The 25,939-nt window shown below is 66.7% G+C and carries 25 protein-coding genes; 7 read left to right on the top strand and 18 right to left on the bottom strand.

The window, feature by feature from the left end; genetic code table 11:
• Positions 1–15 precede the first annotated feature (15 nt).
• Both ACFPFG_RS05015 and ACFPFG_RS05020 read left to right on the top strand, forming a co-directional pair.
• Positions 16–564: an RNA polymerase sigma factor gene (locus tag ACFPFG_RS05015; RefSeq protein ID WP_183021759.1), complete on the top strand. Its 549-nt coding sequence runs from the start codon at positions 16–18 to the stop codon at positions 562–564.
• 10 nt (positions 565–574) lie between these two features.
• Positions 575–1,414, top strand: a complete 840-nt coding sequence (locus tag ACFPFG_RS05020; RefSeq protein ID WP_183021758.1) for an anti-sigma factor family protein — start codon at positions 575–577, stop codon at positions 1,412–1,414.
• A 24-nt stretch (positions 1,415–1,438) separates the two neighbouring features.
• Here ACFPFG_RS05020 and ACFPFG_RS05025 read toward each other — a convergent pair whose 3' ends face one another.
• The gene (locus ACFPFG_RS05025) at positions 1,439–2,134 is read right to left on the bottom strand and encodes a DAPG hydrolase family protein (RefSeq protein ID WP_183021757.1); all 696 of its coding nucleotides are present in this window, start codon (positions 2,132–2,134) and stop codon (positions 1,439–1,441) included.
• A gap of 155 nt (positions 2,135–2,289) precedes the next feature.
• On the opposite strand from ACFPFG_RS05025, the gene ACFPFG_RS05030 reads away from it, so the two are divergent.
• On the top strand, positions 2,290–2,967 hold the full coding sequence (locus tag ACFPFG_RS05030) for a TetR/AcrR family transcriptional regulator (protein ID WP_380105374.1): 678 nt from the start codon (positions 2,290–2,292) through the stop codon (positions 2,965–2,967).
• A 73-nt stretch (positions 2,968–3,040) separates the two neighbouring features.
• On the opposite strand, the gene ACFPFG_RS05035 is transcribed toward ACFPFG_RS05030, so the two are convergent.
• The 4 genes from ACFPFG_RS05035 to ACFPFG_RS05050 form a co-directional block, all read right to left on the bottom strand.
• Positions 3,041–4,132, bottom strand: coding sequence for an enoyl-CoA hydratase/isomerase family protein (locus ACFPFG_RS05035; RefSeq protein WP_374618045.1), 1,092 nt, complete (start codon positions 4,130–4,132; stop codon positions 3,041–3,043).
• Positions 4,133–4,274: 142 nt separating this feature from the next.
• A complete protein-coding gene (locus ACFPFG_RS05040; RefSeq protein ID WP_380105376.1) occupies positions 4,275–5,306 on the bottom strand; it encodes a Bug family tripartite tricarboxylate transporter substrate binding protein in 1,032 nt (343 codons plus the stop codon).
• A gap of 42 nt (positions 5,307–5,348) precedes the next feature.
• Positions 5,349–5,846 carry a MaoC family dehydratase gene (locus ACFPFG_RS05045; RefSeq protein WP_013803034.1) on the bottom strand — a complete coding sequence of 166 codons (498 nt, stop codon included), beginning with the start codon at positions 5,844–5,846 and terminating at the stop codon, positions 5,349–5,351.
• A gap of 1 nt (position 5,847) precedes the next feature.
• Positions 5,848–7,044 (bottom strand): CaiB/BaiF CoA transferase family protein, encoded by a 1,197-nt coding sequence (locus tag ACFPFG_RS05050; RefSeq protein ID WP_183021753.1) that lies wholly within the window; start codon positions 7,042–7,044, stop codon positions 5,848–5,850.
• A gap of 83 nt (positions 7,045–7,127) precedes the next feature.
• Here ACFPFG_RS05050 and ACFPFG_RS05055 point away from each other — a divergent pair, with 83 nt between their 5' ends.
• Positions 7,128–8,015: a LysR family transcriptional regulator gene (locus ACFPFG_RS05055; protein WP_183021752.1), complete on the top strand. Its 888-nt coding sequence runs from the start codon at positions 7,128–7,130 to the stop codon at positions 8,013–8,015.
• A gap of 154 nt (positions 8,016–8,169) precedes the next feature.
• On the opposite strand, the gene typA is transcribed toward ACFPFG_RS05055, so the two are convergent.
• The 9 genes from typA to ACFPFG_RS05100 all read right to left on the bottom strand — a co-directional run bounded on the left by typA (position 8,170) and on the right by ACFPFG_RS05100 (position 19,260).
• Entirely contained in the window at positions 8,170–9,996 is a 1,827-nt protein-coding gene (gene typA / locus ACFPFG_RS05060) for a translational GTPase TypA (RefSeq protein ID WP_183021751.1), read from the bottom strand.
• Positions 9,997–10,019: 23 nt separating this feature from the next.
• Complete coding sequence (gene truB, locus ACFPFG_RS05065) at positions 10,020–10,985, bottom strand: tRNA pseudouridine(55) synthase TruB (protein WP_183021750.1); 966 nt, start codon at positions 10,983–10,985, stop codon at positions 10,020–10,022.
• Between the two features lie 4 nt (positions 10,986–10,989).
• On the bottom strand, positions 10,990–11,361 hold the full coding sequence (gene rbfA / locus ACFPFG_RS05070) for a 30S ribosome-binding factor RbfA (protein ID WP_012204835.1): 372 nt from the start codon (positions 11,359–11,361) through the stop codon (positions 10,990–10,992).
• Positions 11,362–11,367: 6 nt separating this feature from the next.
• Positions 11,368–14,229, bottom strand: coding sequence for a translation initiation factor IF-2 (gene infB / locus ACFPFG_RS05075; RefSeq protein WP_183021749.1), 2,862 nt, complete (start codon positions 14,227–14,229; stop codon positions 11,368–11,370).
• A gap of 23 nt (positions 14,230–14,252) precedes the next feature.
• The gene (nusA, locus tag ACFPFG_RS05080) at positions 14,253–15,740 is read right to left on the bottom strand and encodes a transcription termination factor NusA (protein WP_012204833.1); all 1,488 of its coding nucleotides are present in this window, start codon (positions 15,738–15,740) and stop codon (positions 14,253–14,255) included.
• An 87-nt stretch (positions 15,741–15,827) separates the two neighbouring features.
• Positions 15,828–16,406 carry a ribosome maturation factor RimP gene (gene rimP, locus ACFPFG_RS05085; protein ID WP_380105380.1) on the bottom strand — a complete coding sequence of 193 codons (579 nt, stop codon included), beginning with the start codon at positions 16,404–16,406 and terminating at the stop codon, positions 15,828–15,830.
• 266 nt (positions 16,407–16,672) lie between these two features.
• Entirely contained in the window at positions 16,673–17,074 is a 402-nt protein-coding gene (locus ACFPFG_RS05090; protein WP_380105382.1) for a thioredoxin family protein, read from the bottom strand.
• Between the two features lie 9 nt (positions 17,075–17,083).
• Complete coding sequence (locus ACFPFG_RS05095; RefSeq protein ID WP_380105384.1) at positions 17,084–18,427, bottom strand: c-type cytochrome; 1,344 nt, start codon at positions 18,425–18,427, stop codon at positions 17,084–17,086.
• On the bottom strand, positions 18,424–19,260 hold the full coding sequence (locus ACFPFG_RS05100) for a c-type cytochrome (RefSeq protein WP_183019064.1): 837 nt from the start codon (positions 19,258–19,260) through the stop codon (positions 18,424–18,426). Before ACFPFG_RS05100 ends, ACFPFG_RS05095 begins: the two co-directional genes overlap by 4 nt.
• A gap of 168 nt (positions 19,261–19,428) precedes the next feature.
• On the opposite strand from ACFPFG_RS05100, the gene ACFPFG_RS05105 reads away from it, so the two are divergent.
• Both ACFPFG_RS05105 and ACFPFG_RS05110 read left to right on the top strand, forming a co-directional pair.
• Positions 19,429–20,424 (top strand): DnaJ C-terminal domain-containing protein, encoded by a 996-nt coding sequence (locus tag ACFPFG_RS05105; protein ID WP_183019063.1) that lies wholly within the window; start codon positions 19,429–19,431, stop codon positions 20,422–20,424.
• Positions 20,421–20,756 carry a chaperone modulator CbpM gene (locus ACFPFG_RS05110; protein ID WP_183019062.1) on the top strand — a complete coding sequence of 112 codons (336 nt, stop codon included), beginning with the start codon at positions 20,421–20,423 and terminating at the stop codon, positions 20,754–20,756. Before ACFPFG_RS05105 ends, ACFPFG_RS05110 begins: the two co-directional genes overlap by 4 nt.
• An 88-nt stretch (positions 20,757–20,844) precedes the next feature.
• Here ACFPFG_RS05110 and ACFPFG_RS05115 read toward each other — a convergent pair whose 3' ends face one another.
• Positions 20,845–21,006 (bottom strand): hypothetical protein, encoded by a 162-nt coding sequence (locus tag ACFPFG_RS05115; protein WP_012204826.1) that lies wholly within the window; start codon positions 21,004–21,006, stop codon positions 20,845–20,847.
• 245 nt (positions 21,007–21,251) lie between these two features.
• Here ACFPFG_RS05115 and ACFPFG_RS05120 point away from each other — a divergent pair, with 245 nt between their 5' ends.
• Complete coding sequence (locus ACFPFG_RS05120; RefSeq protein WP_183019061.1) at positions 21,252–21,878, top strand: lipocalin family protein; 627 nt, start codon at positions 21,252–21,254, stop codon at positions 21,876–21,878.
• A gap of 18 nt (positions 21,879–21,896) precedes the next feature.
• Here the strand turns inward: ACFPFG_RS05120 and ACFPFG_RS05125 are convergent, their stop codons facing one another.
• From ACFPFG_RS05125 to ACFPFG_RS05135, 3 genes are all read right to left on the bottom strand, one after another.
• Positions 21,897–23,585, bottom strand: coding sequence for an ABC transporter ATP-binding protein (locus ACFPFG_RS05125; protein WP_380105387.1), 1,689 nt, complete (start codon positions 23,583–23,585; stop codon positions 21,897–21,899).
• Positions 23,582–24,721, bottom strand: coding sequence for an ABC transporter permease (locus tag ACFPFG_RS05130; protein WP_097202741.1), 1,140 nt, complete (start codon positions 24,719–24,721; stop codon positions 23,582–23,584). The genes ACFPFG_RS05125 and ACFPFG_RS05130 overlap by 4 nt, the downstream gene beginning before the upstream one ends.
• A gap of 131 nt (positions 24,722–24,852) precedes the next feature.
• On the bottom strand, positions 24,853–25,881 hold the full coding sequence (locus ACFPFG_RS05135; protein ID WP_380105389.1) for a microcin C ABC transporter permease YejB: 1,029 nt from the start codon (positions 25,879–25,881) through the stop codon (positions 24,853–24,855).
• Positions 25,882–25,939 lie beyond the last annotated feature (58 nt).

Raw genomic sequence — 25,939 nt, forward strand, 5'->3', positions numbered from 1 at the left:
CCTTCGGACCTGCCCATGGACCGCAGCCAGATCCTGGAGCACCTGCCCGGCCTGCGCCGCTATGCGCGGCTGCTGGCGGGCGATGCCTGGGCCGCCGACGACCTGGTGCAGGACACGCTGGAGCGTGCCTGCCGCAAATGGCTGCTGTGGCGCCCCGACGGTGATCTGCGTGCCTGGCTGTTCACGCTGATGCACAACCTCTACCTGAACCAGCGGCGCTCGGCCGCGCGCGGGCAGTGGCTGGACATAGACAGCCTGTCCGAGACCCTGGCCGCCCCCGAGGACAGCAGCGATGCGGCCCTGGACCTGGAGCGCTGCCTGCGGCGCCTGCCCGCCGAGCAGCGGGCCGTGCTGCTGCTCGTCAGCGTGGAGGACATGAGCTACGCCGACACGGCGCGCGTGCTGCAGCTGCCCCTGGGCACCGTGATGTCGCGCCTGTCGCGCGCACGGTCCCGGCTGCGCGAATTGATGGAGGCCCCCTCGGCCACCTCGGCACCGCCTGCACCGACTGCCGGGGCCGCAACACCCCAAGCCGCAGCCCCCGCGCTGCGCCGGCTCAAATGACGAGGCCGCCATGACTGCACCCGTCCCCACCCCTCTCTCATCTTCCTCGCCCTTGCCCCCGCCCATTTCCGACGAGCAATTGCACGCCCTGGTCGATGGCCGCCTGCCCGCGCAGCAGGCGCAGGCACTGCGCGACCGGCTGGACGAAGACAGTGCCGCGCGCGTGGATCAATGGCAACGCCAACGCCAGTTGCTGCGCGCCCTGCATGCCGCCCGGAATGAACCCGCCATGCCCGACGAAATGCGCGCCGCCGCCGAACAGTTGCAGGGCCTGCACCAGCGCCAGCAGCAATGGTGGCGCTGGGGTGGCATGGCCGCGGGCTGGATGCTGGCCTTCGGCCTGGGCTGGCTGGTGCATGGGCAGCAGGCAGCGCCCGCCGCTGCGCCATCAACGGCGGCCACGCTGGCCGCGGCCACCCCGGCCCGCTTCGCCCACCAGGCGGCCGTCGCCCACGCGGTCTACCAGCCCGAGCAACGCCACCCGGTCGAAGTCGATGCCGCGCAGCAGGCCCATCTGCTGCAGTGGCTGTCCAGGCGCCTGGGCCGGCCGCTGAAGCTGCCGGCACTCACGGACCTGGGCTATGAACTGGTAGGTGGCCGATTGCTGCCCGGCGACAGCGGCGCACGCGCCCAATTCATGTACCAGGACGCGGCAGGCGAACGCATCACCCTCTACCTGGGCGCACTGGACGATGCGGCCAAGCGCGACGAAACCGCCTTTCACTTCAGCAGCGATGGCCCCGTGCCCAGCTTCTACTGGGTGGACCAGGGCTTTGGCTATGCGCTCAGCGGCGCCCTGCCGCGCAACCGGCTGCTGCAGCTGGCCACGGCCGTGCACCAGCAGCTCTGACCGGCGAAGGCACGACCGCCGCTGCTACCAGGGCAGGGGTGCCGCCTCGCCGTTGCCATGTTCGCCGTAGTACAGCGAGGGCAGAAAGCGCGACAGATAGGTGAACTCCGTGTAGCAATGGCGCAGCAGGCCCAGGCCCAGCGCGTCAGGCAGCTCGGTGGCCGGGTCGGCGCAGGACTGGCCCAGCAAAAAGCGGCTGCGCAGCACGCAGCCAAAAGGCGTGTCACGCGCCAGGTGCACCATCTGCCCGTCCATGGGGTCCCCGCTGGCATCCAGCTGCACATGCTCACCAAAACCGATGCGCGCATACACGGCGGCCGAGGCGCGTTTTTCGGCGAAGGCCAGCTCCAGCTGCGCAGGGTCGAACAGTTCGCGCGGGTCGTGGAACTTGAGCCTGGCCGCCACGGGCGGAATGTCGGCCAGGGACTCCACGGCCTCGATGGACGCGCCTATGTAGCTCTCGCCCTTCTTCCATTGCGCATCCCAGCCGCGGTGCGCGATGTGGTCGTGCGGATGCCACCACTTGATGTGCTGCGTGGTCTCGAAGAACTTGAACCACCAGTCCAGCATGCGGCCGCTGCAGCCATGCAGGTCGGTGCGGCAGGCCACCACCAGGCAGCCGCTGGGCAGGCGGGAAATGCCGGTCTCCAGCCTCAGTGGCGTGATGTGCAGCAGCTCGTCGATGCGGGAAATGTCGGGCTCGAAGGCATGGTCTTTCATGGACTTTTTCCGTGATGGGGTTGAGGAGGAGAGGCCATCTTATATTAAAGAAACGCAAAGCGTTTCCAAACAATTGGATAATCTCGCCGGGGCAGCAAAAATGCAGCACAACAAGGCCCCGCCTTGCACAACACGACACAACGACAAGCAATCCAATGGAACCTGCCATCACGCCTGCAATCAGGCCTGCCGCCAACCGGCCGCGCGGCCGGCCGGCCCGGCCCGAGAACGAGGCCAGCGATGCCGCCGTGGCCGCTGCCACCTGGCTTTTGCTCAATGAGGGCTATGCCGCCACCACCATGGAGGCCGTGGCCCGGCGCGCAGGGCTGGCCAAGAAGACGCTGTATCGCTTTGCGGCCAACCGCGAGGATCTGGTGGCCCTGGTGGTGCGCGGCTGGACCGACGGTTTCCGCCCTGCCCTGTCGGCCGATGCGCAATCGGCCGCAGAGGTGGCGCCAGCGCTGGCCGAGATCCTGCGCGTGATTGCCGCGCGCGTGCTGTCGGCAGAGGCAGTGGGAATGTTCCGCCTGCTTACCACCGACTTTCCCGCCAAGCCCGAGTTGCTGGAGGTCTACCAGCGCAACGGCATTGAGCGCGGCCGCGGCATGCTGGTGGAATGGCTGCAGCGCCAGTGCAGCAAGGGGCTGCTGCGGGCCGAACAGCCCGAAGCCGTCTGCGACCTGCTGCTGTCCATGGTCATTGCCGAGCCCCTGCGGCAAATGGCCCTGGGCCTGACACCGCCCGTGCCCGAATGGGACCCGGGGCCGCGCATCGAACATGCGGTCCGGCTGCTTGCCGGCCAGGCCTGCAGCATGGAGCCTGCGGACCGTTGAATGAAAAAAGGCCACCCGGCATGGCGCCGGATGGCCTTTTGGAAGCTTGAACGCTGAACGCTCTGCGCCGCGATCAGTCCAGCGCCGCCAGCGGATGCGAATGCGCAGGCCAGGGGCTGTCGAAGAAGGCGCGCCACTGCGCCTCCTGCACATCCTCGATGCGCGCGGGGTTCCAGCGCGGTTGGTGGTCCTTGTCCACGGCCAGGGCGCGAATGCCTTCGATGGTCTCGCTCTGGCCCGGGCGCAGGTAGAAGCAGTGGCGCACCATGTCGCGCTCCATGCGCAGGTCCTGGGCCAGCGTCATGCCGCGCGCGCGGCGAACCTGTTCCAGCACCACGTGCAGCATCAGCGGCGAGCGCTTGCGCAGCGTGGCTGCCGTGTGCCGGGCCCACTCGCCATCGGTGGCTTCCAGCGCCTCGACCATGGCAGCCACCGTGGGCAGGGCAAACACGCGGTCGATCTCGGCGCGGGGCTGGGCAGCGGGCTTGGCAGGGGCCGAGAACTTCGACTTCACCAGGGCCTCGATGGCCGCTGCATCGGCAAAGCTGCCGTCGGCCAGCGCATCCCACAGCGCAGGCTGCTGGTCCGAGGGCAGGTAGCCATCGGCCAGACCGAAGTCCAGCGCATCGGCCGCGCCGATCACATCACCCGTCAGCGCCAGCCACTCACCCGCGTGACCCGGGCAGCGCGAGAGAAAGTAGCCGCCACCCACATCGGGGAACAGGCCGATGGCCGTCTCGGGCATGGCCATCTTGGTGCGTTCGGTGACGATGCGCAGCGTGCCGCCCTGGCTGATGCCCATGCCGCCGCCCATGACGATGCCGTCCATGAAGGCGATGTAGGGCTTGCCGAAGGTGTGGATCAGGTGGTTGAGCGCGTACTCCTCGGTGAAGAAGTCCTCCAGCTGCGGATTGCCCGTGCTGCCCGCGCCATGCAGGAAGCGGATGTCCCCGCCCGCACAGAAGGCGCCGAAAACCCCTTCCTTGCCCATGCCTCGGATGGCCACGGCCAGTACCTGCTCATCCTTTTGCCAGGCCAGCAGGGTGGCCAGCAGATCGCGCACCATGCCCAGCGACAGCGCGTTCAGCGCCTTGGCCCGGTTCAAGGTGATCATGCCCATGCGGCCCCGCACTTCGCTGAGGACTTCGCCGGCAGCTCCCGTCATATCTTGCTCCTTGTTGCTATGCATGCCCTGCCCCGGCAGCCCGGGGCAATGAGCCGCAACCATAGCTGAAAAACCGCGCCCGCCCCTGACAAACAGGTGCCAATATGCGCAACTGCGCGACAGGTGCCGCAACGGCCCGCACTCAGTCCAGAGAGACACCCGTGCTCTTGACCACGCCGGCCCAGCGCTTGATCTCGCTGCGGATGTAGGCGCCGTATTCCTCCGGCGTGGAGCCCAGGCCTTCGGCGCCCTGCAGCTGCAGCTTCTCGACCACGCCCGGATCCTTGAGCGCGCGCATCAGCTCCTGGTTGAGCCGCTGGATGATGGCGGCCGGCGTCTTCGCGGGCACCATCACGCCCTGCCAGGCACCGGCCTCGAAGCCGGACATGCCGCTTTCGGCCAGCGTGGGGGCATCGGGGAAGTTGGGCAGGCGCTTGGAGGAACTGACGGCCAGCAGCTTGAGCCGCCCTTCCTTGATGAAGGGGGCGACCGAGTTGATGGTGTCGGTCATGAAGTCGATCTGCCCGGCCACCAGATCCACGTCGGCCGGCGCGCTGCCCTTGTAGGGCACGTGGCTGGCCTCGATCCGGTAGTGCTGCACGACCTGGAAGGCCGCCAGGTGGGTGACATTGCCGTTGCCGGCCGAGCCATAGGACAGCTGGCCGGCCTTGTCCCTGGCATGGTGCACGAACTCCTGCATGTTCTTCACCGGCAGCTTGGGGTTGACCACCAGCCCCAGCGGCACCACGGCCGTCAGCGCCACGGGCATCAGGTCCTTGCCCACGTCGTAGCTCATCTTCTTGTAGAGCGACGGGCTCAGCGCAATGGACGAGGTGTTGTAGAGCACGGTATAGCCATCGGGCGCGGCCTTGGCCACCAGGGCATTGCCGATGTTGCCATTGGCTCCGGGCCGGTTGTCCACGATCACGGTCTGGCCCAGTTGCTGGCCGACCTGCTGGGCCAGCACGCGCGCCACCAGGTCGGTGGGCCCGCCCGGCGGGAAGGGCACGACCATCGTGATGGGCTTGCTGGGCCAGGGCTGCTGCGCCAGCGCGGCGCCGGGCAGTGCCGCACCCACTGCCACCGCCGCAGCCGCCGCAATGGGGGCCGCCAGGGTGACCAGCGCCATGCGGCGCCTTCTATTGCGGGCCGCCTTGTCGATCTGCTTGTCCATGCTTTTGTCTCCTGATGTCGTTATGGGAATGCTTGTGGCCGCCTAGCTGCGCCCGGCCAGCAGGCGCACGGCCGTGTATTCCATGACCTTCTGGTGGCCCTGGTTGAAGACCTCGATGCGCGAGGTGACGACGGCGCGGTTGCCCTTGGAGGTGGGCTTGATGGCGGTGACTTCGACCAGGGCCTCGATGGTGTCGCCCACCAGCACGGGGCCGAGGATCTTCTGGTGCAGCTCCAGCATGGCCAGGCCCGTGCCCTGGATCATGCTTTGCAGGATGAAGCCTTCGATCAGCGCATAGGTCATGGCGCCCGGCACGGGGCGGCCGGCAATGGCGCCGCCGTCGTAGCCCTCCTCGATGAAGATGGCCTCCAGCATGCCCGTGGCGTTGATGAAGGCGACCAGGTCGGACTCGGTCACGGTGCGGCGGAAGGTGCGCAGCTGCTGGCCAACCTGCAGGTCCTGCCAGAAAAAGCCCTGGCCCATGCGGGGCACGGCGTTCCAGGCGGCGCCAGGGTGGGGCTGCGGGGTGTTCACTGTCATCTCATGTCTCCTGTTGCGTGATCTGCAGGCCGGCGATGCGCTCGGCGCTCCAGCCCGCCTGGGCCAGCAGCGCCGCCGTGTGCTCGCCCAGGCGCGGCGGCATGCCCATGGGTGCCTGCCGGCCGTCCATGCGCACGGAGGAGCGAGGCAGGTGCACGGTGCCCATGGCGGCGTCCTGCAGCGGTACGAAGAACTCCGTGGCCTGCAGATGCGGATCGGCGGGCAGATCGTCCATGCGGGCCACCGGGGCGGCGGGAATCTCCAGGCGCTGGCAGGTATCGAGCCAGTACTGGGTGCCGTGCAGCGCCACATGCTCGCCCGCGGTCTCCAGCAGCTCGGCAATATGGGCCGTGCGGCTGGCCTGGCTGGCAAAGCGTGCGTCCAGGGCCAGCTGCGGCTGCCCCACGGCGGCGAAGAAGCGCCGCCAGTGCGCATCGGTGTAAGGCATCATGCAGACGTGGCCGTCCAGCGTTCTGTAGGGCTTGCGCCAGGGCGCCATCACGCGCGGGTAGCCTGCACCGCTGAGCGCCGGGCTGAAATGCATGCCGTAGAAATGCTCGACCAGGTTGAAGCCCACCATGGTCTCGTACATGGGCACTTCCACAAAGCAGCCATGGCCGCTGCGCTCGCGCTGGAACAGCGCCGCCAGCACGGCATGCGCTGCCACCAGGGCACAGGTCTTGTCGGCCGCAATGGTGGGCAGATAGCGCGCCTCGCCCGTCTGGCGTTCCATCAGGTCGGCCAGGCCGCTCATGCCCTGGATGACGTCGTCATAGGCGGGCATGCCTGCATAGGGCCCGTCCTCCCCAAAGCCATGCAGGCCTGCATAGACCAGGCGCGGATAGCGCTCGCGCAGCGTTTCGGGGTCCAGGCCCAGCGGGGCCAGCTTTTGCGGCCGCATGCTGTGCATGAACACATCGGCCGTGGCCAGCAGCGCATGCAGGGCCTGGCGCGACTCTTCCTGCTTGAGGTCCAGCACCACGCTCTTCTTGCTGCGGTTGGTGCCCATGAACATGGCGGCCATGCCGGGCTCCACGGCCGGGCCGGTATGGCGCGTGGAGTCGCCGGCCGGCGGCTCGATCTTGATGACTTCGGCGCCATAGTCGGCCAGCACCTGGCTGGCCAGCGGCCCGAACACCACGCTGGACAGATCCAGCACCCGAATCCCTGTCAACGCAGCCTGCACTGTGGTCTCCATGTTGCTTCAGGGAGCCAGTATTTGATATCTTCAAAGCTGCGTCTAAGACTTAATTCAGCACCTCTGATACACGGTGGATATCAATGGACCTGCGCCAACTGCGTCACTTCGTCACCCTGGCCCGCACGCTCAACTACCGGCAGGCGGCCGAGCAGCTGCACATGTCGCAGCCGCCGCTGTCCCAATCCATACGCAGGCTCGAAGACAGCCTGGGCGTGCAGCTGTTCCAGCGCGACCGCCGGGGCACGGCGCTGACCGAGGCAGGCCTGGCGGCCCTGGAAAGTGCCGAGCTGGCCCTGCACCATGCGCGCCAGATGCAGGAAGTCTCGCGCGCCACGGCCGGCGGCGAGCGCGGGCGCCTGCACATAGGCTTCATAGGCTCGGCCACGTTCTCGCTGATACCGAGGCTGGTGCAGGCCTTTCGCAGCGAATATCCGCTGATCGACCTGGTGCTGACCGAATCGACCACGCGCGAGATCTGCGCGCAGGTGGCCAGCGGCGATTTCGATGCCGGCCTGCTGCGCTACCCGGTGACGCAGGCCACCGACCTGTCCATCACGCCCGTGGAAAAGGACGAGCTGGTGGCCGTGCTGCCCCAAGGCAATCCTCTGCTGCAGCGGCCCGTATTGCGGCTGCGGGACCTGGCGGACCAGCCCTTCATCAACTACCGCCCCAGCGAGGTGCCCGGCCTGCACGCGCTGGTGGTGCTGGCCTGCCAGAACGCGGGCTTCATGCCGCAGGTCAAGCAGCATGCCGTGCAGGCGCAGACCCTGGTCAGCCTGGTGGGCGCGGGCCTGGGCGTGGCGCTGGTGCCAGCCGTGGTGGCCAAGGGCAGCACGCCGGGGGTGGTGTTTCGCGCGCTGGCAGATACCGAGAACCTGCCCTCCATCGGCCTGGCCCTGGCGCTCAACCCGCAGCAAAGCGCAGCGGCCGGGCAGCGCCTGCGCGAGTTGCTGCTGCAGCTGCAGTAGAAAGCAGTTGCAAGCAGTAGCAGCAGCAGTTCCTTTGCCGTGGCACCCGCACGCCTGAACGACGCGCCACAAAAGACAAAGGCCGCAGATGCGGCCTTTGACGGTCAGGGCGGTGAAGCCATGCGGCTTGCGTGCGCCCCTGGCGCAACAGCGCTTATGCGCCGCGCGAAGCGCGCTTGCGCTCGTTCTCGGACAGGTGGCGCTTGCGAACGCGGATGCTCTTGGGGGTGATCTCCACCAGCTCGTCGTCCTCGATGAATTCCACCGCGTATTCCAGCGACAGGTCGATCGGGGGCGTGATCTTGATGGCATCTTCCTTGCCGGACACGCGGAAGTTGGTCAGCTGCTTGGTACGCGTGGCGTTGACCACCAGGTCGTTGTCGCGGCTGTGGATGCCGATGATCATGCCTTCGTACACGGGATCGTTGGCCTTGACGAACATGCGGCCACGGTCGTCCAGCTTGCCCAGCGCGTAGGTGAAGATTTCGCCTTCGTCCATGGAGATCAGCACACCGTTCTTGCGGCCGCCGATTTCGCCCTTGTGCGGCTCGTAGCTGTCGAAGATGTTGGAGATCAGGCCGGAACCACGGGTCAGGTTCAGGAATTCGTTGGTGAAGCCGATCAGGCCACGCGCAGGAATGCGGTATTCCAGGCGCACGCGGCCACGACCATCGGGTTCCATGTTGACCAGCTCGCCCTTGCGCTCGCCCAGGGCCTGCATCACGCCACCCTGGTGGCCTTCTTCGATGTCGGCCGTCACCAGCTCGATAGGCTCGTGGCGCACGCCGTCCACGTCGCGGTAGACCACGCGGGGCTTGGACACGGCCAGCTCGTAGCCTTCACGGCGCATTTCTTCCAGCAGGATGGTCAGGTGCAGTTCGCCGCGGCCCGACACTTCGAAGATGCCGTCTTCGTCGGTTTCCTTGACGCGCAGGGCCACGTTGGAACGCAGTTCCTTTTGCAGGCGGTCCCAGATCTGGCGGCTGGTCACGAACTTGCCTTCACGACCTGCCAGCGGCGAGGTGTTGACGCAGAAGTTCATGGTCAGCGTGGGCTCGTCGATCTTGAGCATCGGCAGCGGCTGGGGGTTCAGCGGGTCGGTCAGCGTGACGCCCATGCCCAGGTCGGCGATGCCGTTGACCAGCACGATGTCGCTGGGACCGGCTTCGGTCACCTGCACGCGGTCGATGCCCTGGAACTTCAGGACCTGGTTGATGCGGCCCTTGTAGCTCTTGCCGTCAGGACCTTCCATGACCAGCACGTCGGTCGAAGGCTTGAGCGTGCCGGAGGTGATGCGGCCCACGCCGATACGTCCCACGAAGGTGGAGTAGTCCAGCGCCGAGATCTGCATTTGCAGCGGGGCGGCAGGATCGCCCTTGACGGAGGGAACGTGCTTCAGGATGGTGTCGAACAGGGCCGACATGTCGGGGCCCCACTGTTCGCCGGGAGCGCCTTCTTCCAGCGAGGTCCAGCCGTTGATGCCCGAGGCGTACACCACGGGGAAGTCCAGCTGCTCATCGGTGGCGCCCAGCTTGTCGAACAGGTCGAAGGCGGCGTTGACCACGTAGTCGGGACGCGCACCGGGCTTGTCCACCTTGTTGACCACGAGGATGGGCTTCAGGCCCAGGGCCAGCGCCTTCTTGGTCACGAAGCGCGTCTGGGGCATGGGGCCTTCCTGCGCGTCGATCAGCAGCACCACGCCGTCCACCATGGACAGGGCACGCTCCACTTCACCGCCGAAGTCCGCGTGGCCGGGCGTGTCGAGGATGTTGATGTGCGTCTCGTTCCAGCTCACGGCGCAGTTCTTGGCCAGGATGGTGATGCCACGCTCGCGTTCGATGGCGTTGTTGTCCATCACCGTGTCCACGACTTTCTCGTGTTCGGCGAAGGTTCCGGATTGGCGCAGCAGCTGGTCCACCATGGTGGTCTTGCCGTGGTCCACGTGGGCGATGATCGCGATATTGCGGATTTGTTTGCTCATAGTGTTTTCCCATTGCCGCAGCGTCATGGGCGCGGCGTGTCTTCCAAAATCTGTTGAATTTCCAGTGAACTGAGCAGGCGCCCGGGGATGAGTTCCCCACGCACCACGCGCCCCACTCCCAGCAGAGCCTGCGGGTTCTCGCCATACACAGCCACCGCCTCGGCATCGGCCCAAGCGCCCTTGCGGGGCAGGCCCGTGAGAAAACGGGCCGCATCTTGCTCGCCCAGCGTGACAGCCGTGTGGCTGGCCAGCAAGGCATCGACAGGCTGCAACTGCTGCAGACGCTCGCCCTCGCCCATGGCGGCCAGCGCCTCCAGCGAGATACAGCGCTCGACACCCAGCCCGCCGGTGTCGATACGGCGCAGCGCGCGCAGGTGCGCGCCGCAGCCCAGGGCCTCGCCCACGTCCTCGGCCAGCGTGCGGATGTAGGTGCCCTTGCTGCAGGTCACCCGCATCCGGATCGCAGGCAGGCCTTCGCTGTCTTGCGTCAGCGAAAGCTCCAGTGCGTGGATTGTCACTTCGCGCGCCGGGCGCTCGACTTCGATGCCGGCACGCGCATATTCATAGAGAGCCTTGCCGTCCTTCTTGAGGGCGCTGTACATGGGCGGCACCTGGCGGATCGCACCCGTGAACTGCGCCTGCACGGCGGCCAATCGCTCGGCCGTGAGGGCGGCGGGGTCAACGGCGCGCTCGCGCAGCACCTCGCCCTCGGCATCGGCCGTGGTCGTGGTCTGGCCCAGGCGCGCAATCGCCTCGTAGGTCTTGGCAGCTTCAAGCTGCAACTGGCTGAACTTGGTCGCCGCACCGAAGCACAGCGGCAGCACGCCGGTGGCCAACGGGTCCAGCGTGCCGGTGTGTCCGGCCTTTTCGGCGCGCAGCAACCACTTGACCTTCTGCAAGGCGTCGTTGCTGGACAGCTCCAGCGGTTTGTCGAGTAGCAACACCCCATGCACAGGGCGCCGCTGCACCCTTGTGCGTGGCGCGTTCATGGGGCTACTCTTCCTTTCCGCGCGAAGAAACGGCCTTGGCGATCAAGGCGTTCATGTCGGCCGCACGCTCGGAGGTGCGGTCGTAGATGAAGTGCAGCGTGGGCACTGTGTGGATGTGCAGGCGCTTGAACAGGCCGTTGCGCAGGAAGCCCGCGGCCTGGTTCAACGCTTCCTGCGTCGCCTGTGGATCGCCCACGAGCAGGCTGAAGTAGACCTTGGCGTGGGCATAGTCCGGAGTCACCTCCACGCTTTGCAGCGTGACCATGCCCACGCGCGGGTCCTTCAACTCGCGCGCGATCAGCTCTGCCAGATCACGCTGGATCTGGTCAGAGACTTTGAAGCTGCGATTCGGCGCAGCGGACTTGCGTGTTGCCATGGCGAATTACAGCGAGCGCGCGATTTCCTTGATCTCGAACACTTCGAGCACGTCGCCTTCGCGAATGTCGTTGTAGTTCTTGAGCTTGATACCGCACTCGAAGCCTTCCTTGACTTCCTTGACGTCGTCCTTCAGGCGCTTGAGCGATTCGATCTCGCCCGTGTAGATGACCACGTTCTCGCGCAGCAGGCGGAAATGCGCATTGCGCGTGACCTGGCCTTGCGTGATGTACGAGCCGGCCACGGTGCCGATCTTCGATGCCACGAACACGGTGCGGATCTCGGCCATGCCGATGATCTCTTCCTTGCGCTCGGGAGCCAGCATGCCGGACATGGCCGCCTTCACCTCTTCGACTGCGTCGTAGATGATGTTGTAGTAGCGCAGGTCCACATCGTTGCTCTCGGCCGTCTTGCGCGCCTGGGCATCGGCCCGGACGTTGAAGCCGATGATGATGGCCTTGGAGGCCAGCGCCAGGTTCACGTCGGACTCGCTGATGCCGCCCACGCCCGAGTAGACCAGCTGAACGCGGATCTCGTCGGTCGAGAGCTTGAGCAGCGATGTGCCCAGCGCTTCCTGCGAGCCCTGCATGTCGGCCTTGATGATGATGGGCAGGGTCTGGACCTCGCCTGCACCCATTTCGGCGAACATGTTCTCGAGCTTGGCAGCCTGCTGGCGGGCCAGCTTGGTGTGGCGGAACTTGCCGGCGCGGTAGGTCGCGATTTCGCGGGCACGACGCTCGTCCTGCAGCACCATGAAGTCGTCGCCGGCCTGGGGCACGTCGGACAGACCCTGGATTTCCACCGGGATGGAGGGGCCTGCAGACTTGGTCTGCTTGCCGTCTTCGTCCAGCATGGCGCGCACGCGGCCGTAGGTCTGGCCTGCCAGCACCACGTCGCCCACCTTCAGCGTACCGGACTGCACCAGCACCGTGGCCACAGGGCCGCGGCCCTTGTCCAGCTGGGCTTCGATGACCAGGCCCTTGGCAGCGGCTTCCACGGGAGCGGTCAGCTCCAGCACTTCGGCCTGCAGCAGAACCTGCTCCAGCAGCTCGTCGATGCCCTGGCCGGTCTTGGAGGACACGGCGATGAACGGGGACTCGCCGCCGTACTCTTCAGGCACCACCTGCTCGGCCACCAGGCCTTGCTTGACGCGGTCGAGGTTGGCATCGGGCTTGTCGGCCTTGGTGATGGCAACCACGATGGGCACACCAGCCGCCTTCGCGTGCTTGATGGCTTCCTTGGTCTGGGGCATCACGCCGTCGTCGGCCGCGCACACCAGGATGACGATGTCGGTGGCCTGGGCACCACGGGCACGCATGGCCGTGAAGGCCTCGTGGCCCGGGGTATCCAGGAAGGTGACGATGCCGCGGGGCGTCGTCACATGGTAGGCACCGATGTGCTGGGTGATGCCACCGGCTTCGCCCGACGCCACCTTGGTGCGGCGGATGTAGTCCAGCAGCGAGGTCTTGCCGTGGTCCACGTGGCCCATGACGGTGACCACGGGAGCACGCGACTCCTGGGCAGCTTCCTGCTGGGACACTTCCTCGGCCGTGAAGGCTTCGGGATCGTCCAGCGCGGCGACCTTGGCCGTGTGGCCCATTTCCTCGACCACGATCATGGCCGTATCCTGGTCCAGAGGCTGGTTGATGGTGACCATCTGGCCCATCTTCATCAGCACCTTGATCAGCTCGGACGCCTTGACCGACATCTTGTGGGCCAGCTCGGCCACGGTGATGGTCTCGGGCACGTGCACTTCGATGGCGCGGAATTCCGCTGCCGCGCTCTGGTGCTGACCGTCATGACGGTCATTGCCACGACGGCCGCCACGCGGGCCGCCGCGCCAGTTGGAACGGCCACCCACGCCACCGGAGCTGTCGCCACGGGTCTTGATTTCCTTCTTCTTGCCATCGCCAGCCCAGCTCGACGAGAGCTTGGCGGACTTGACTTCCTTGCCGGCACCGGCAGGCGCACCCGTACGCGCGCCAGCTCCGCCGGCGGTCGTGCCAGCGGGCTTGTGCAGCGTGGTCTTCTTGGCATCGCCGGCAGCAGGCGCTGCAGGCTTGGCCACGGGCTTGGGCTCCTCGGGCTTCTTGGCCACGAGCACCTTCTTGGGCGCAGCCATCATGGCGCGAATGGCTTCGGCCTCGGCCAGCGCCTTGCGGCGGCGGTCTTCCAGATCCTTGGCGCGTTCGGCTTCCTCGGCCGCACGGGCACGGGACTCTTCCTCGGCCTTGGCGCGTGCCGCAACCTGGGCTTCGGCGCGCGCGGCCTGACCTGCAGCCTGCTCGCGCGAAGCTTCCTGCTTTGCGCGGTTGGCCTCGAGGATCTTTGCGGCTTCTGCAGCCGCATAGGCGCTTGCGCGCTCTTCGGCTTCTCGCTCGCGTTGTTGAACTAGTTCGCGCTCTTCGCGCTCACGGCGTTGCTGTGCCAATTCTTCCTCCTCGCGGCCGATCATTTCGGCCTGGCGACGTGCTTCCCCTTCGCGGCGCACCAGATCCTGGGACTCGCGCTCCGATGCCGCGCGCTGCTCCTGGGCAGCGGCAACGACAGCGGGATCGGAGGCGCCCTCGGCGGCCTCGTCACGCTTGACAAAGGTGCGCTTCTTGCGCACTTCCACCTGGATGGTGCGGGCGCGGCCCGACGAATCGGCCTGCTTGATCTCGCTTGTGGACCGTTTGGTCAGCGTGATCTTCTTGGCGCCACTTCCGTGGCTGGCCTGCAGATGGCTGAGCAGTTGCTGCTTGTCGCCGTCGGTCAACGCATCCGATGCGTTGTCCTTGGCGACGCCTGCAGCCTTGAGCTGCTGCAGCAACGTGTCAGGGGTCTTGTTGAGCTCTCTTGCAAACTCGGCAACCGTATTACTGGACATATATGCTCTGAACCTCCCTGACCTTACTCTTGCCCTTCGGTGAACCAGTGTTCACGCGCCTTCATGATCAAAGCCTTCGCTTCTTCCTCGGTCTGCCCGGTCAGCTCGGTCAACTCGTCGATGGCCAGATCGGCCAGATCGTCTCGGGTGTGCACATCGGCCTCGGCCAGCTTGTCCACGATCTCCGGAGTCATTCCCTCGAGCGTCAGCAGATCCTGCGACACTTTGCCCACGTTTTCCTCGTGCGCGATTTCCTGCGTCAGCAGTGCATCTTTCGCCCGGGTGCGCAACTCGTTCACCGTCTCTTCGTCGAACGCCTCGATCTCGAGCATTTCCTGCAGCGGCACATAGGCCACTTCTTCCAGGGTCTCGAAACCTTCCTCGATGAGGATGTTGGCGATTTCCTCGTCCACATCGAGCTTTTCCATGAACAGCTGGCGCGCAACAGCGGACTCGTCCGCCTGCTTTTGCGCAGACTCAGCCGCGTCCATGATGTTGATCTTCCAGCCGGTGAGCTCGGAAGCCAGGCGAACGTTCTGGCCGCCACGGCCGATGGCGATGGCGAGGTTTTCCTCGTCAACCACCACGTCCATGGCATGCTTTTCCTCGTCCACAACGATGGACGACACATTGGCCGGAGCCAGCGCGCCGATCACGAACTGTGCTGGGTCTTCGGACCACAGCACGATGTCCACACGCTCGCCAGCCAGTTCATTGGTGACGGCGTTGACACGGGTGCCTCGCACGCCGACGCAAGTGCCGATGGGATCGACACGCTTGTCATGGCTGAGCACGGCGATCTTGGCGCGGCTGCCGGAATCGCGAGCGCAGCTCTTGATCTCCAGCAGGCCCTGCTCGATCTCGGGCACTTCGTTGCGGAACAACTCGACCATGAACTCGGGCGCCGAGCGCGACAGGATGATGGGCGCGCCGCGCAGCGTGGCGTCCACTTCCATGATCATGGCCCGCACGCGGTCGCCGTTGCGCAGGTTTTCCTTGGGGATCATCTCGTTGCGGCGCAGGCGTCCTTCGACACGGCCGGCCTCGACGATGATGTCGCCCTTGTCCATGCGCTTGACGGTGCCCGTGAAGATCCGGTCGCCGCGCGACAGGAACTCGTTGAGCAGCATTTCGCGCTCGGCGTCACGGATCTTCTGCAGGATGACCTGCTTGGCCGCCATGGCGCCGATGCGGCCGATGGGCACCGACTCGATCTCTTCCTCGATGTACTCGCCTTCGGAGATACCGGGGACGCGGTCCTGTGCGTCCATCAGCATTTCTTCGGCATCGGGGTTTTGCAGGCCCGCATCATCGGGCACCACCAGCCAGCGGCGGAAGGTGTCGTAGTTACCGCTATCGCGATCGATGGCCACGCGGATGTCCACTTCACCTTGGTACAGCTTCTTGGTGGCCTGGGCCAGGGCCGATTCCACTGCACCGAACACCAGATCGCGCTCCACGTTCTTTTCGCGCGAAATGGCTTCTACCAACATCAACAATTCGCGATTCATGCGACGACTCTCCTATTTCAATCACACAGGAAGGGGATGGCAATGCCCTTCCTGCCCCAATGATTCGACGTACCCTGCCTGCTCCGATCAGACCGGCTTGGCAGAACGTCCCTTGAAATCCACGATGGGAGCCAGACGCGCCTCGCGCAGCTCCTCCAGCGTGAAGCCCAGCGCCTGCAGTGGCGCGGGAACACGCTTTTTGCTGACCTTATGGCCAGGCTTGACGGGTGGCTCGTCGCTCCAGACGATCTGCCAGCCACCCTCTTCGGCACGCTCCAGCGTGCCGCGGAATTTCTTGCGATTGGCGCTGACCTGCCCTTCAGCGGCGGCCCCGATGGGCTCCTTGAGGGTCAGGTCTATGACTTCCCCGACGAAGCGGGTGAAGTCCTGCTCGTGCCGCAGGGGACGGTCGATACCAGGGGAGGAGACCTCAAGGCGCGTGTAATCTGCGCCATCGACCTCAAGCGCGAACTGCAACTGGCGCGTGATCTTCTCGCAGTCCTCGACTGTCACGAACTGCTCCGGCACCACCGGCTCGCCCTCCACCGGGGGCTGCCAAGGCAAATCAATTGTGACGCGCAACAGCCCGCCCGCGGAGCGTTCTATTTCCACCAGGTCATAGCCCAGACCTGTCACGGTTTGTTCAACGATTTGCTGTAGTGCCACGTGTATTTAAATTCAGTCCTGCAAACACAAAAGACCCGGAACGCCCCTGAAACCTTGGCAGCAGCCATGTCCCAACAGCGCCGAGCCCCATGGCAATCCCGAAGGTCGCCCGAAGATCGCCCAAAAAAAAGGGCGGTTGGTACCCGCCCGTTTGGTCGTGAATATGCCATTGTATCCGCAAACGACCCTCAGGCCAAGCCCGCCCAGCACAAAAGCGGGGACAGGACGAGGGGCCTCAGGCCCGCCCACCCGCCCTTGCCCGAGGCTCAGACGCCAATGCGCTCCAGCGCCTGCGCCGACTGGAGCCGCCGCAAGAGGGCCTGCGCCTCGGCGGGGTCGGCAGGGGCCGCGCCCGGGTCCTGGGCCAATGACTGCAGCATGCGCGCCACAACCCCCGCCTGGGGCAGCACCGGCCCCAGGAAACGTGCACGCTCGCCATCGGCCACCAGCAGCGAGGGGAAGGTTTCGATGTCCAGGTCACCGGCCACATCCTCGCGGTCCTCGACATCGAGCCAGACAAAGCGCATCTGCGGGAATTGGCTTGCCAGTTCCGCAAACGTGCTTCGGTATTGGTTGCAAACGCCGCACCATTGCGCGCACAGGCAAACCACCCACCAGGGGCGGGTGGCGTCGCTGTCGTCCGGCAGCTTGCCGGCCATTGAATCCATGAAAGCCTCTCAGAAACCACGCCCTTCCCGGGCGCGATAAACCTCCATGTTACCGATTTCCGCTGCCTTGTTGCCCCAGGCGTTGCGCACATAGCTGGCCACGGCGGCCACCTGTGCGTCGGACAGCACATGGCCGAAAGGCGGCATGCCGTGCGGCTGCGGCTGCTGCCGGGTGGAGGGTGGGTAGCCCCCCTCCAGCAACACCAGCAACAGGTTGCGCGGCTCGGCCAGGGTCACGGAGGCATTGCCCGCAAGCGCGGGAAACGCGCCCGGCGTTCCCTGGCCCTCGGCACCGTGGCAAACCGCGCATTGCCGCTCGTAGATGGCCCGCCCCAAGGCCATTTGCCCGGATGGCACGGGTGCGGCAGCAGGCCTGCTCCTGGGCGGGCCTGCTGCCGCGCCCTGCTCCTGCAGGTAGGAAGCGAGGGCCTGCAGATCCTGCGGTTGCCAGTGCTGGGTGCTGCGCGCCACGACTTCGGCCATGGGGCCCAGCGCCGATCCCGAAGGACCCGAACCCGTCTGCAGCAACTGCACCCAGGCGGACTCCTGGCCCGCGCGCACGCCGGCTTCGCCCGGATCAAGCAGCGACGGCGCATACCAGGCCTGCCCTGACACAAAGCCACCGGACATGGCCTGGGACGAGGCGCCCATGCCGTTGCGCGGCGCGTGGCACGCCGCGCAGTGCCCCAGGCCCTGGGCAAGATAGGCGCCGCGATTCCAGGCAGCCGCCTTCTGCGGCCGGTCCTGCCAATCCTGCGGGGTGAAGAACAGCGCGCGCCAGACGGCCAGCGAGCCCTGCCAGCCATAGGGAAAGTCCAGCGCATGCCGGGGCGCCTGCGCGCGCACGGCGGGCAGGCTTTGCAGATAGGCAAACAACGCGTCCGAGTCGGCACGCGTCACATGGGTGTAGCTGTCATATGGAAAGGCCGGATACAGCAGGCGCCCTTCCCGTGACCGCCCGTTATGCATTGCACGCCAGAAGTCCTGGGCCGTCCACAGCCCCAGGCCACTTTCCTTGTCAGGCGTGAGATTGCTGGTGTACAGCGTGCCGAACGAGGTGGGCAGGCCCCGCCCGCCCGCATACTCGGCGCCGCCAGCCGCCGTATGGCAGCCTGCGCAGTTGCCCACGCGGGCCAGGTAGGCACCGCGCTCGATCAAGGCAGTTGGCGTTTCGCGCGCGCCTGACCAGCCGCCATGGCCATAGGCGTGCACGCCCTGCTCGCCGCGCAGGTTGAACCAGACCAGGAGCGCGCCCAGCAGGGCGATGATCAGCAACGCCAGCCCTCCCGCCCTGGCCAGCCGCCGTCGCCCGCGTGTGCTCCCGCTTGCCGCGTTTTCTGCCAGGGTGTTCATGGCTTGCCCTCCTGGCCAGCAATGGCGGCCACGGCGCCGCAGCGCAGCGGCATGGGCAGGGCCAGGGCTTCGTGTCCACCCGGCGCCGCCAGCGCAGGGCGCGATGACAGCCAGGCCGTGACGGCCACGACCTCCTGCGCCGTCAGCGCCTTGGCCACCTGGTCCATGCAATCGGGCGCCGCCGCCTTGCGCTGGCCGGAGCGCCAGGCACCGATCTGGCTGTTCAGATAGTCGCGCGACAGGCCCAGCAGGCCCGGGATATCGTCCCCGGCACCCATGAGCCGCTCACCATGGCAGGCAGCGCAGGCGGGCAGGCTGCGCTGCGCGTCGCCGCGCAAGGCCAGTTGCTCGCCACGGGCGAGTTCAGCGGGCGGCAGTTGCACCGGTACAGGCGCGGCATAGGGAAGCTCCAGGCCAGCGAAGTGCGTGGCGATCTGGCGCAGATAGTCGTCCGACATGAATTCGATCAGCCGGTTCATGGCGGGATAGCTGCGGCGCCCTTGCTGGAAGTTCTTGAGCTGGCGGTACAGATAGCCCGCAGGCTTGCCCGCAATGCGCGGAAAGTAGCCGCTGGGCGTGGCCCGGCCCTCGGGACCATGGCAGGCCGTGCAGGCCAGCACCCTGGCGGCCATGGAGCCCACATCGGGCAGCGGGGCGCTGACCACGGCCGGCGGCAGGTCTGCCATGGGCACGCCCGGTGCTGGCTGCATGGTCTGCGCCATCACCGCGCAGGCTCCACACGCGCCGGCCACCAGCCATGCGCCCAGCAGGGCCCTCCATCCCCTGGAGCCTGTGCGCCCCCGCCCAGCCCGCCATCGACTGCCATGTGCCATGTCCGACGCCTCCTGTTCCGTCCTGCCGACGCGCGAATGTAATGAACCCGTCACAAGATGCCAGTCAAGCAGGAAAAGGCCCATCGGTTGAGACCCTGCCATGACCGGGCTATGCTGCATCCGGTTTTGTCCAGAACATCGCCCGCAAGGGCCGGAGGACGGAAATTCATGGATTACAAGGACTACTACCGCATCCTGGCCGTGGACAGGCAGGCCAGTGCCGATGACATCAAGAAGGCCTACCGCAAGCTGGCGCGCAAGTACCACCCCGATGTCAGCAAGGAGGCGGACGCCTCCGAGCGCATGGCCGAAGTCAACGAAGCCAATGCCGTGCTGTCGGACCCCGAAAAGCGCGCCGCCTATGACGCCCTGGCCGATGCGCCGCGCCGCAGCGGGCCTGGCGCTGGCGGCTTCCAGCCACCGCCCGGCTGGGAAGGGCAGGACTTTCACTTTCGCAGCGGCGACGGCGCCATGCCGGAAGGCGACGCGGACTTCAGCGAGTTCTTCTCACAGATGTTCGGCCAGGGCGCACGTGCCCGCCATGCGGGCGGAGGCGGCCAGCATCGCCGTGCGCCTGACCTGCGCGGGCAGGACCAGCACGCCAGCATCGAGCTGGACCTGCTGGACAGCTACCAGGGCGCGCAGCGCAGCCTGCACCTGCGCACCACGGTGCTGGACGAGGACGGCCACCCGGTGGCGCGCGACAAGGAATTGCAGGTCAGCATTCCCAAGGGCGTGCGCGAAGGCCAGATGATCCGCCTGGCCGGCCAGGGAGGGCCGGGCCTGGGCAACGGCCCGGCAGGCGATCTGCTGCTGGAAGTGCACCTGCGCCACGACCCGCGCTGGTGGGCCGAGGGCAAGGATGTCTACCAGCCCGTGTCCCTGGCCCCCTGGGAAGCCGCACTGGGCGGCCCGGTCCGCGTGGCCACCATTGCCGGTGAATTCGAGGTCAGCGTACCCGCAGGCAGCCGCGCCGGCCGCAAACTGCGCATCAAGGGCAAGGGCTTGCCCGCCGCCACGCCGGGCGACCTGTACCTGGTGCTGGGCATCGCCCTGCCCGAGCCCCAGACCGACGCCCAGCGCCAGGCCTATGCGGCACTGGCCCAGGCCTTTCCCTCGTTCGATGCCCGCCAGCACGCAGCGGGCCAAGGAGCCACGCGATGAGCACGCCGCTGTACCCCTTCTACGAGCCGGCAGAACTGCTGGGCGAAGGCGCTCTGGACCTGCAGGATCTGGCCCGCCACTGCCGGCGCAACACCGCCTGGGTGGTGGAGCGTGTGCAGACCGGCGTGCTGTACTGCGAAAACGAGCAAGCCGGCGAAGCGGACGCGCCACAGGCACAGTGGCGCTTCAGCAGCCAGACACTGGTGCGCGCGCGCCGCATAGCCCACCTGGAGCACAGCTTCGATGCCGACCCTCAGCTGGCCGCGCTGACGGCGGACCTGATCGAGGAAGTGCAGATGCTGCGCCGCAAGCTACAGGCACTGCAGCACTGAGCACGGTGCCTCAAAAGCAAAAGCCCTCTTTCGAGGGCTTTTGCTTTCAGAACGTGGCCGCAGCAGGCGTGCATGCGGACCGCCGTGCTCAGCGGTGACGCTTGCCGGGGTTCTTCTTGGTGTGGGTGTGCGCGCCACGGGCGCGGCTCACGCGCTGGCCACGGCCGGGCGTGGGCAGGGTGACGCCGTTGGGCAGGGGAGGCTGGGGAGTGAACTTGCGGTCGGCTTCGGTAACGATCTTGTTGCCCATGGCATTTCCTTCTTCAAAAAAATGAGAACGCGCAATTAGGCCATAGACCTGCATGACCGCGCACAAAAAAACACATGGCCTGCTCTGGCATAGGGAAAGTTCCAGCGTTGCGCGGTCCGCACAGCACCGGCGCAGGCAGCGCCGGCCTACACTGCGACCCGGTTTTCTGTCCTAAAGTAGGAGCATGCTGCCAAGCGCGCAAGACCCCTGGCATGCACGCCTGCCTGAACACGGAGTTCCGCACCATGTCACCCCGCCAACCAGATACAGAGTCAACTGCCCGATCCACTCCCCGCCCCGCCTGGGTTCTGCCAACGGCCGGCCTGGCAGGGCTTGCCGTTGGCGCCGCCGCAGCAGCATTGCTGTGGAAGGGCCTGCGCAACCCACCCATCCCCCCTACCGTGGAGCCGGTGCGCGGCTGGGACATCGAGCGCTACATGGGCCGCTGGTATGAAGTGGCCCGCATCGACCACAGTTTCGAAAAAGGCCTGGAGCGCACCCAGGCCGAGTACACACCGCTTCCCGACGGCACTGTGCACGTGCTGAACCGGGGCTACGACGCCCGCCACCGGCGCTGGAAATCGGCCGAGGGCAAGGCCCGCACGGTGCACGGCCCGGACGTTGCGGCACTCAAGGTCTCTTTCTTCGGCCCGTTCTACGGCGGCTACAACGTGGTGGCTCTTGATGCCGAGTACCGCTGGGCCATGGTGGTGGGATCGGACCTGCGCTATTTCTGGATTCTTTCGCGCACGCCCGAGCTGGCCGACGGCGTGGCGGCACGCCTGCTGGCACAGGCCCGGCTGCTGGGCGTGCCCGTGGACAAGGTGCAGTGGATCCTGCAGGACGGGGTCAATCCCACGGGCAGCTGGTAGCGCGGACCGGCAACTGCCTCAGAACCCCTCGGGCATGCCGTCTCCCGAGAAGCCCGCGGCCTCCACCAGCCGCTGCGTGTACGCCTGGCGCGGCGCGCCCAGCACCTGGGCGACGGGGCCGGATTCGACGATGGCGCCATCCTTCATGACCACCACGTCATGGGCCATGGCGCGGATCACGTCCACGTCATGCGTGATCAGCAGATAGGCCAGGCCCCGCTCGCGCTGCAGCCGCTGCAGCAGGCCCAGCACCTGCTGCTGAATGGTCACATCCAGCGCGCTGGTGGGCTCGTCGAGCACCAGCACCTCGGGCTCCAGCACCAGGGCGCGAGCAATGGCGATGCGCTGGCGCTGGCCTCCCGAGAATTCGTGGGGATAGCGGTCGAGCAGGCCGGGAAACTGTTCCTGCGTCAGGCCCACGGACGACAGCATCTCCACGATGCGGTCGCGTTGCTGCGTCGCCGCCAGCGCCGGCGCATGCACGCGCAGGCCCTCGCCAACGATCTGCTCCAGCGTCAGCCGCGGCGACAGCGATGAATACGGGTCCTGGAACACCACCTGCACCTTGCGCCGCAGCGCACGGTTGGCGGGCGAGTTGCGCGTGGCCGGCTGCTGCCAGGCATGGCCTGCGATGCGCAGCCCGCCTTCATGGGGCAGCAGCCCCAGCACGGCCTGTGCCAGCGTGGACTTGCCCGATCCCGACTCCCCGACCACGCCCACGGTACGCCCTGGCAACAGTTCCAGGTCTGCGGACTGCACGGCGACGAAGCGCCCCTGGCCGAACCATCCGCGCATGCCTGCCAGCGGCACCGGATAGCTGACCTTGAGACCCTGTGCCTGCACCAGCGGCTCGCCAGCCGTGGCCTGGGCGCCTGCCTCCACCTCGATCAGGTCGCGTCGCGGCACGCTGGCCAGCAGCTTGCGCGTATAGGCATGGCGCGGGGCCGCCATGACCGCCGACACCCCGCCCTGCTCCACCAGTTGCCCGCGCTCCATCACCGCCACGCGGTCGGCAAAGCGCCGCACCAGGTGCAGGTCGTGCGTGATCATCAGCACGGCCATGCCGGTCTGGCGCTGCAGGTCATCGAGCAACTGCAGGATCTGGCCGCGCAGCGTGACATCGAGTGCCGTCGTCGGCTCATCGGCCAGGAGCAGGCGCGGGCTGCTGGCCAGCGCCATGGCGATCATGGCGCGCTGGCGCTGCCCGCCACTGAGCTGGTGGGGAAAGGCGCGGGCGCGGCGCACAGGCTCGGCGATGCCGGTGGTCGCCAGCAATTCGGCAGCCTGGACCAGGGATTGCGCTCGCGTCAGCCCCTGCTTGAGGCGCAGCACCTCGCCCACCTGCTCGCCGACGGTCATCAGCGGGTTGAGCGCCGTCATGGGCTCCTGGAAAATCATGGCCACGTCGCCACCACGCACGGCGCGCATCTCGCGCTCGGGCAGGCGCAGCAGGTCGCGGCCGTCGAACAGGGCCTGGCCGCCCAGCTGGGCATCCCCGGCCAGCCGCAGCAGCGACAGCGCCGTGATGGTCTTGCCCGAGCCGGACTCGCCCACCAGCGCCAGCTTCTCGCCGGCCGCCAGGTCGAAGCTCACGCCGTGCACCACGTCCTTGCTGCCGAAGCGCACGCGCAGGTTGCGCACGGACAGCAATGTGCGGCCACGGCCGGGGGGCGAAGGTATTTCCATTGCCGGCTGCTCTGCGTTCATGCGGCGTCCTTTGCATCGACACCGGGGGCGGCATCGCTGGCAGCGGCCTTGCGCGGGTCCAGCGCATCGCGCAGCGCATCGCCCATGAAGGTCAGCAGCAGCAGCGTCACCACCAGCACGGCAAAGGTGGACAGCGAGATCCACCAGGCATCGATGCTGTTCTTGCCCTGGTTCAGCAGCTCGCCCAGGCTGGGGGTGTCAGGCGGCACGCCCAGCCCCAGGAAGTCCAGCGAGGTCAGGGCCAGGATGGCCGCACTCATGCGAAACGGCAAAAAAGTCACCACGGGCGTCATGCTGTTGGGCAGCAGATGGCGCCAGATCAGCGCGCCATTGCCCACGCCCAGCGCCCGCGCCGACTTCACATAGTCCAGCTGGCGGTTGCGCAGGAACTCGGCACGCACGTAGTCCGACAGCCCCATCCAGCCGAACAGCGACAGCAGCACCAGCAGCAGCGAGACGCTGGGCGCCAGCACCGCGCTGAAGATGATCAGCAGATACAGCTCGGGCATGGAACCCCAGATCTCGATGAAGCGCTGGAATGCCAGATCGGTCCTGCCGCCGAAAAAACCCTGGACGGCCCCCGTCACCACGCCCAGCACCACGCCCGACGCCGTCAGCGCCAGCGCAAACAGCACGCTGACGCGAAACCCGTAGATCAGCTGGGCCAGCAGATCGCGCCCCCGGTCATCGGTACCCAGAAGGTTGTCGCGCGAGGGCGGCGCCGGATTGGGCGAGGTCGCAAAGTAGTTCAGCGCCTGCGGCCCATAGGGATTGAGCGTATACAGCGCCCAGTTGTCGCCCTGGCTCAGGCGGTCACGGATGAAGGGGTCCAGGTAGTCGGTGGCCGTCTCGAAGTCGCCGCCGAAAGTCTTCTCGGAATAATCGTTCCACAGCGGCCAGTAGGTCTGGCCCTCATAGCGCACCACCAGGGGCCGGTCGTTGCTGATCAGCTCGGCGCCCAGGCTCAGCACCACCATCACGCAAAAAGCGACCAGGCTCCAATACCCCAGCCGATTGCGCCTGAACCGCATCCAGGCCCGACGCGCCGGCGACACTGCCACCACAGCCAGCGGTGCAGGCGCTGCCCCGGGCAGCCCTGCGCCTGGAGCGGCAAGGGAGTGCATCTCAGTTTCCATGTTGCTGCATCACAGTGGCGCGACCGCCCAAAGTCAGGGATACCAGGCAAGGGCCTGCGCCAGCCGCCAATGGCCCGAACGCTCCCCCCGCAAAGCAAGAGGGGGAAGCGGCGCAGCCGTTCGGGGGGCGCTCAATCAAACCGTACACGCGGATCCACCCACACATAACAAAGGTCACTGACCAGCTTGGTCACCAGGCCGATCAGCGTGAACAGATACAACGTGCCCAGCACCACGGGATAGTCGCGCCGAATCACGCTGTCATAGCTGAGCAGGCCCAGGCCGTCCAGCGAGAACAGTGTCTCTATCAGCAGCGAGCCCGTGAAGAAGGCCCCGATGAAGGCGGCCGGAAATCCGGTGACGATGGGGATCAGCGCGTTGCGCAGCACGTGGCGGTAGAGCACCTGCCGCTCGGACAGGCCCTTGGCACGCGCAGTCAGCACGTACTGCTTGCGAATCTCTTCCAGGAAGGCATTTTTGGTCAGCATGGCCGTGATGGCGAAGCTGCCCGCCACCATGGCCGTCACCGGCAGCGCGATATGCCAGAGATAGTCCACGATGCGCGCGCCCCAGGACAGCTCGTCCCAGTTGGAGGAAGTCAGCCCGCGCAGCGGAAACCACTGCAACTGGCCGCCAAAGATCACCAACAGCGCCACGCCCAGCACGAAACCCGGAATCGCATAGCCGACCAGGATCAGCAGCGTGGTGGCGAAGTCGAACCGCGAGCCGGCCCGCACGGCCTTGGCAATGCCCAGCGGCACGGCAACGAGGTAGCTGATGAAAAAGGTCCACAGTCCCAGGCTGGCCGAGACCGGCAGCTTCTCCTTGATCAGCTGCCAGACATCCTTGTTCTGGAAGAAACTGCGCCCCAGGTCGAACCGCGCGAACTGCCCGAGCATCTGGAAGAAGCGCTCATGGGCCGGCTTGTCAAAGCCGTAGAGGGCCTTGATCTGCTCTATGCGCTGGGGGTCCACCCCCTGGTTGCCACGGTAGGCCAGGCCACCGCCCTCGCCGCCACGGCCCATGCTGGCCTTGGCCTCGGCCAGATACTGCTCGACCGGGCCACCGGGCACGAACTGCACGACCACGAAGGTCAGCAGCAGTACGCCCAGCAGGGTCGGCACCATCAGCAGCAAGCGTTTGAATATGTAGGCCCACATAAGAAGTCTTGCATTATGTCCATTGCGGGGAGGGCCCCCGGCCGGGGGACGCCCTCAT

Origin of the sequence: Delftia deserti, from assembly GCF_042653485.1 — a bacterium.
Lineage (GTDB): Bacteria > Pseudomonadota > Gammaproteobacteria > Burkholderiales > Burkholderiaceae_C > Comamonas > Comamonas acidovorans.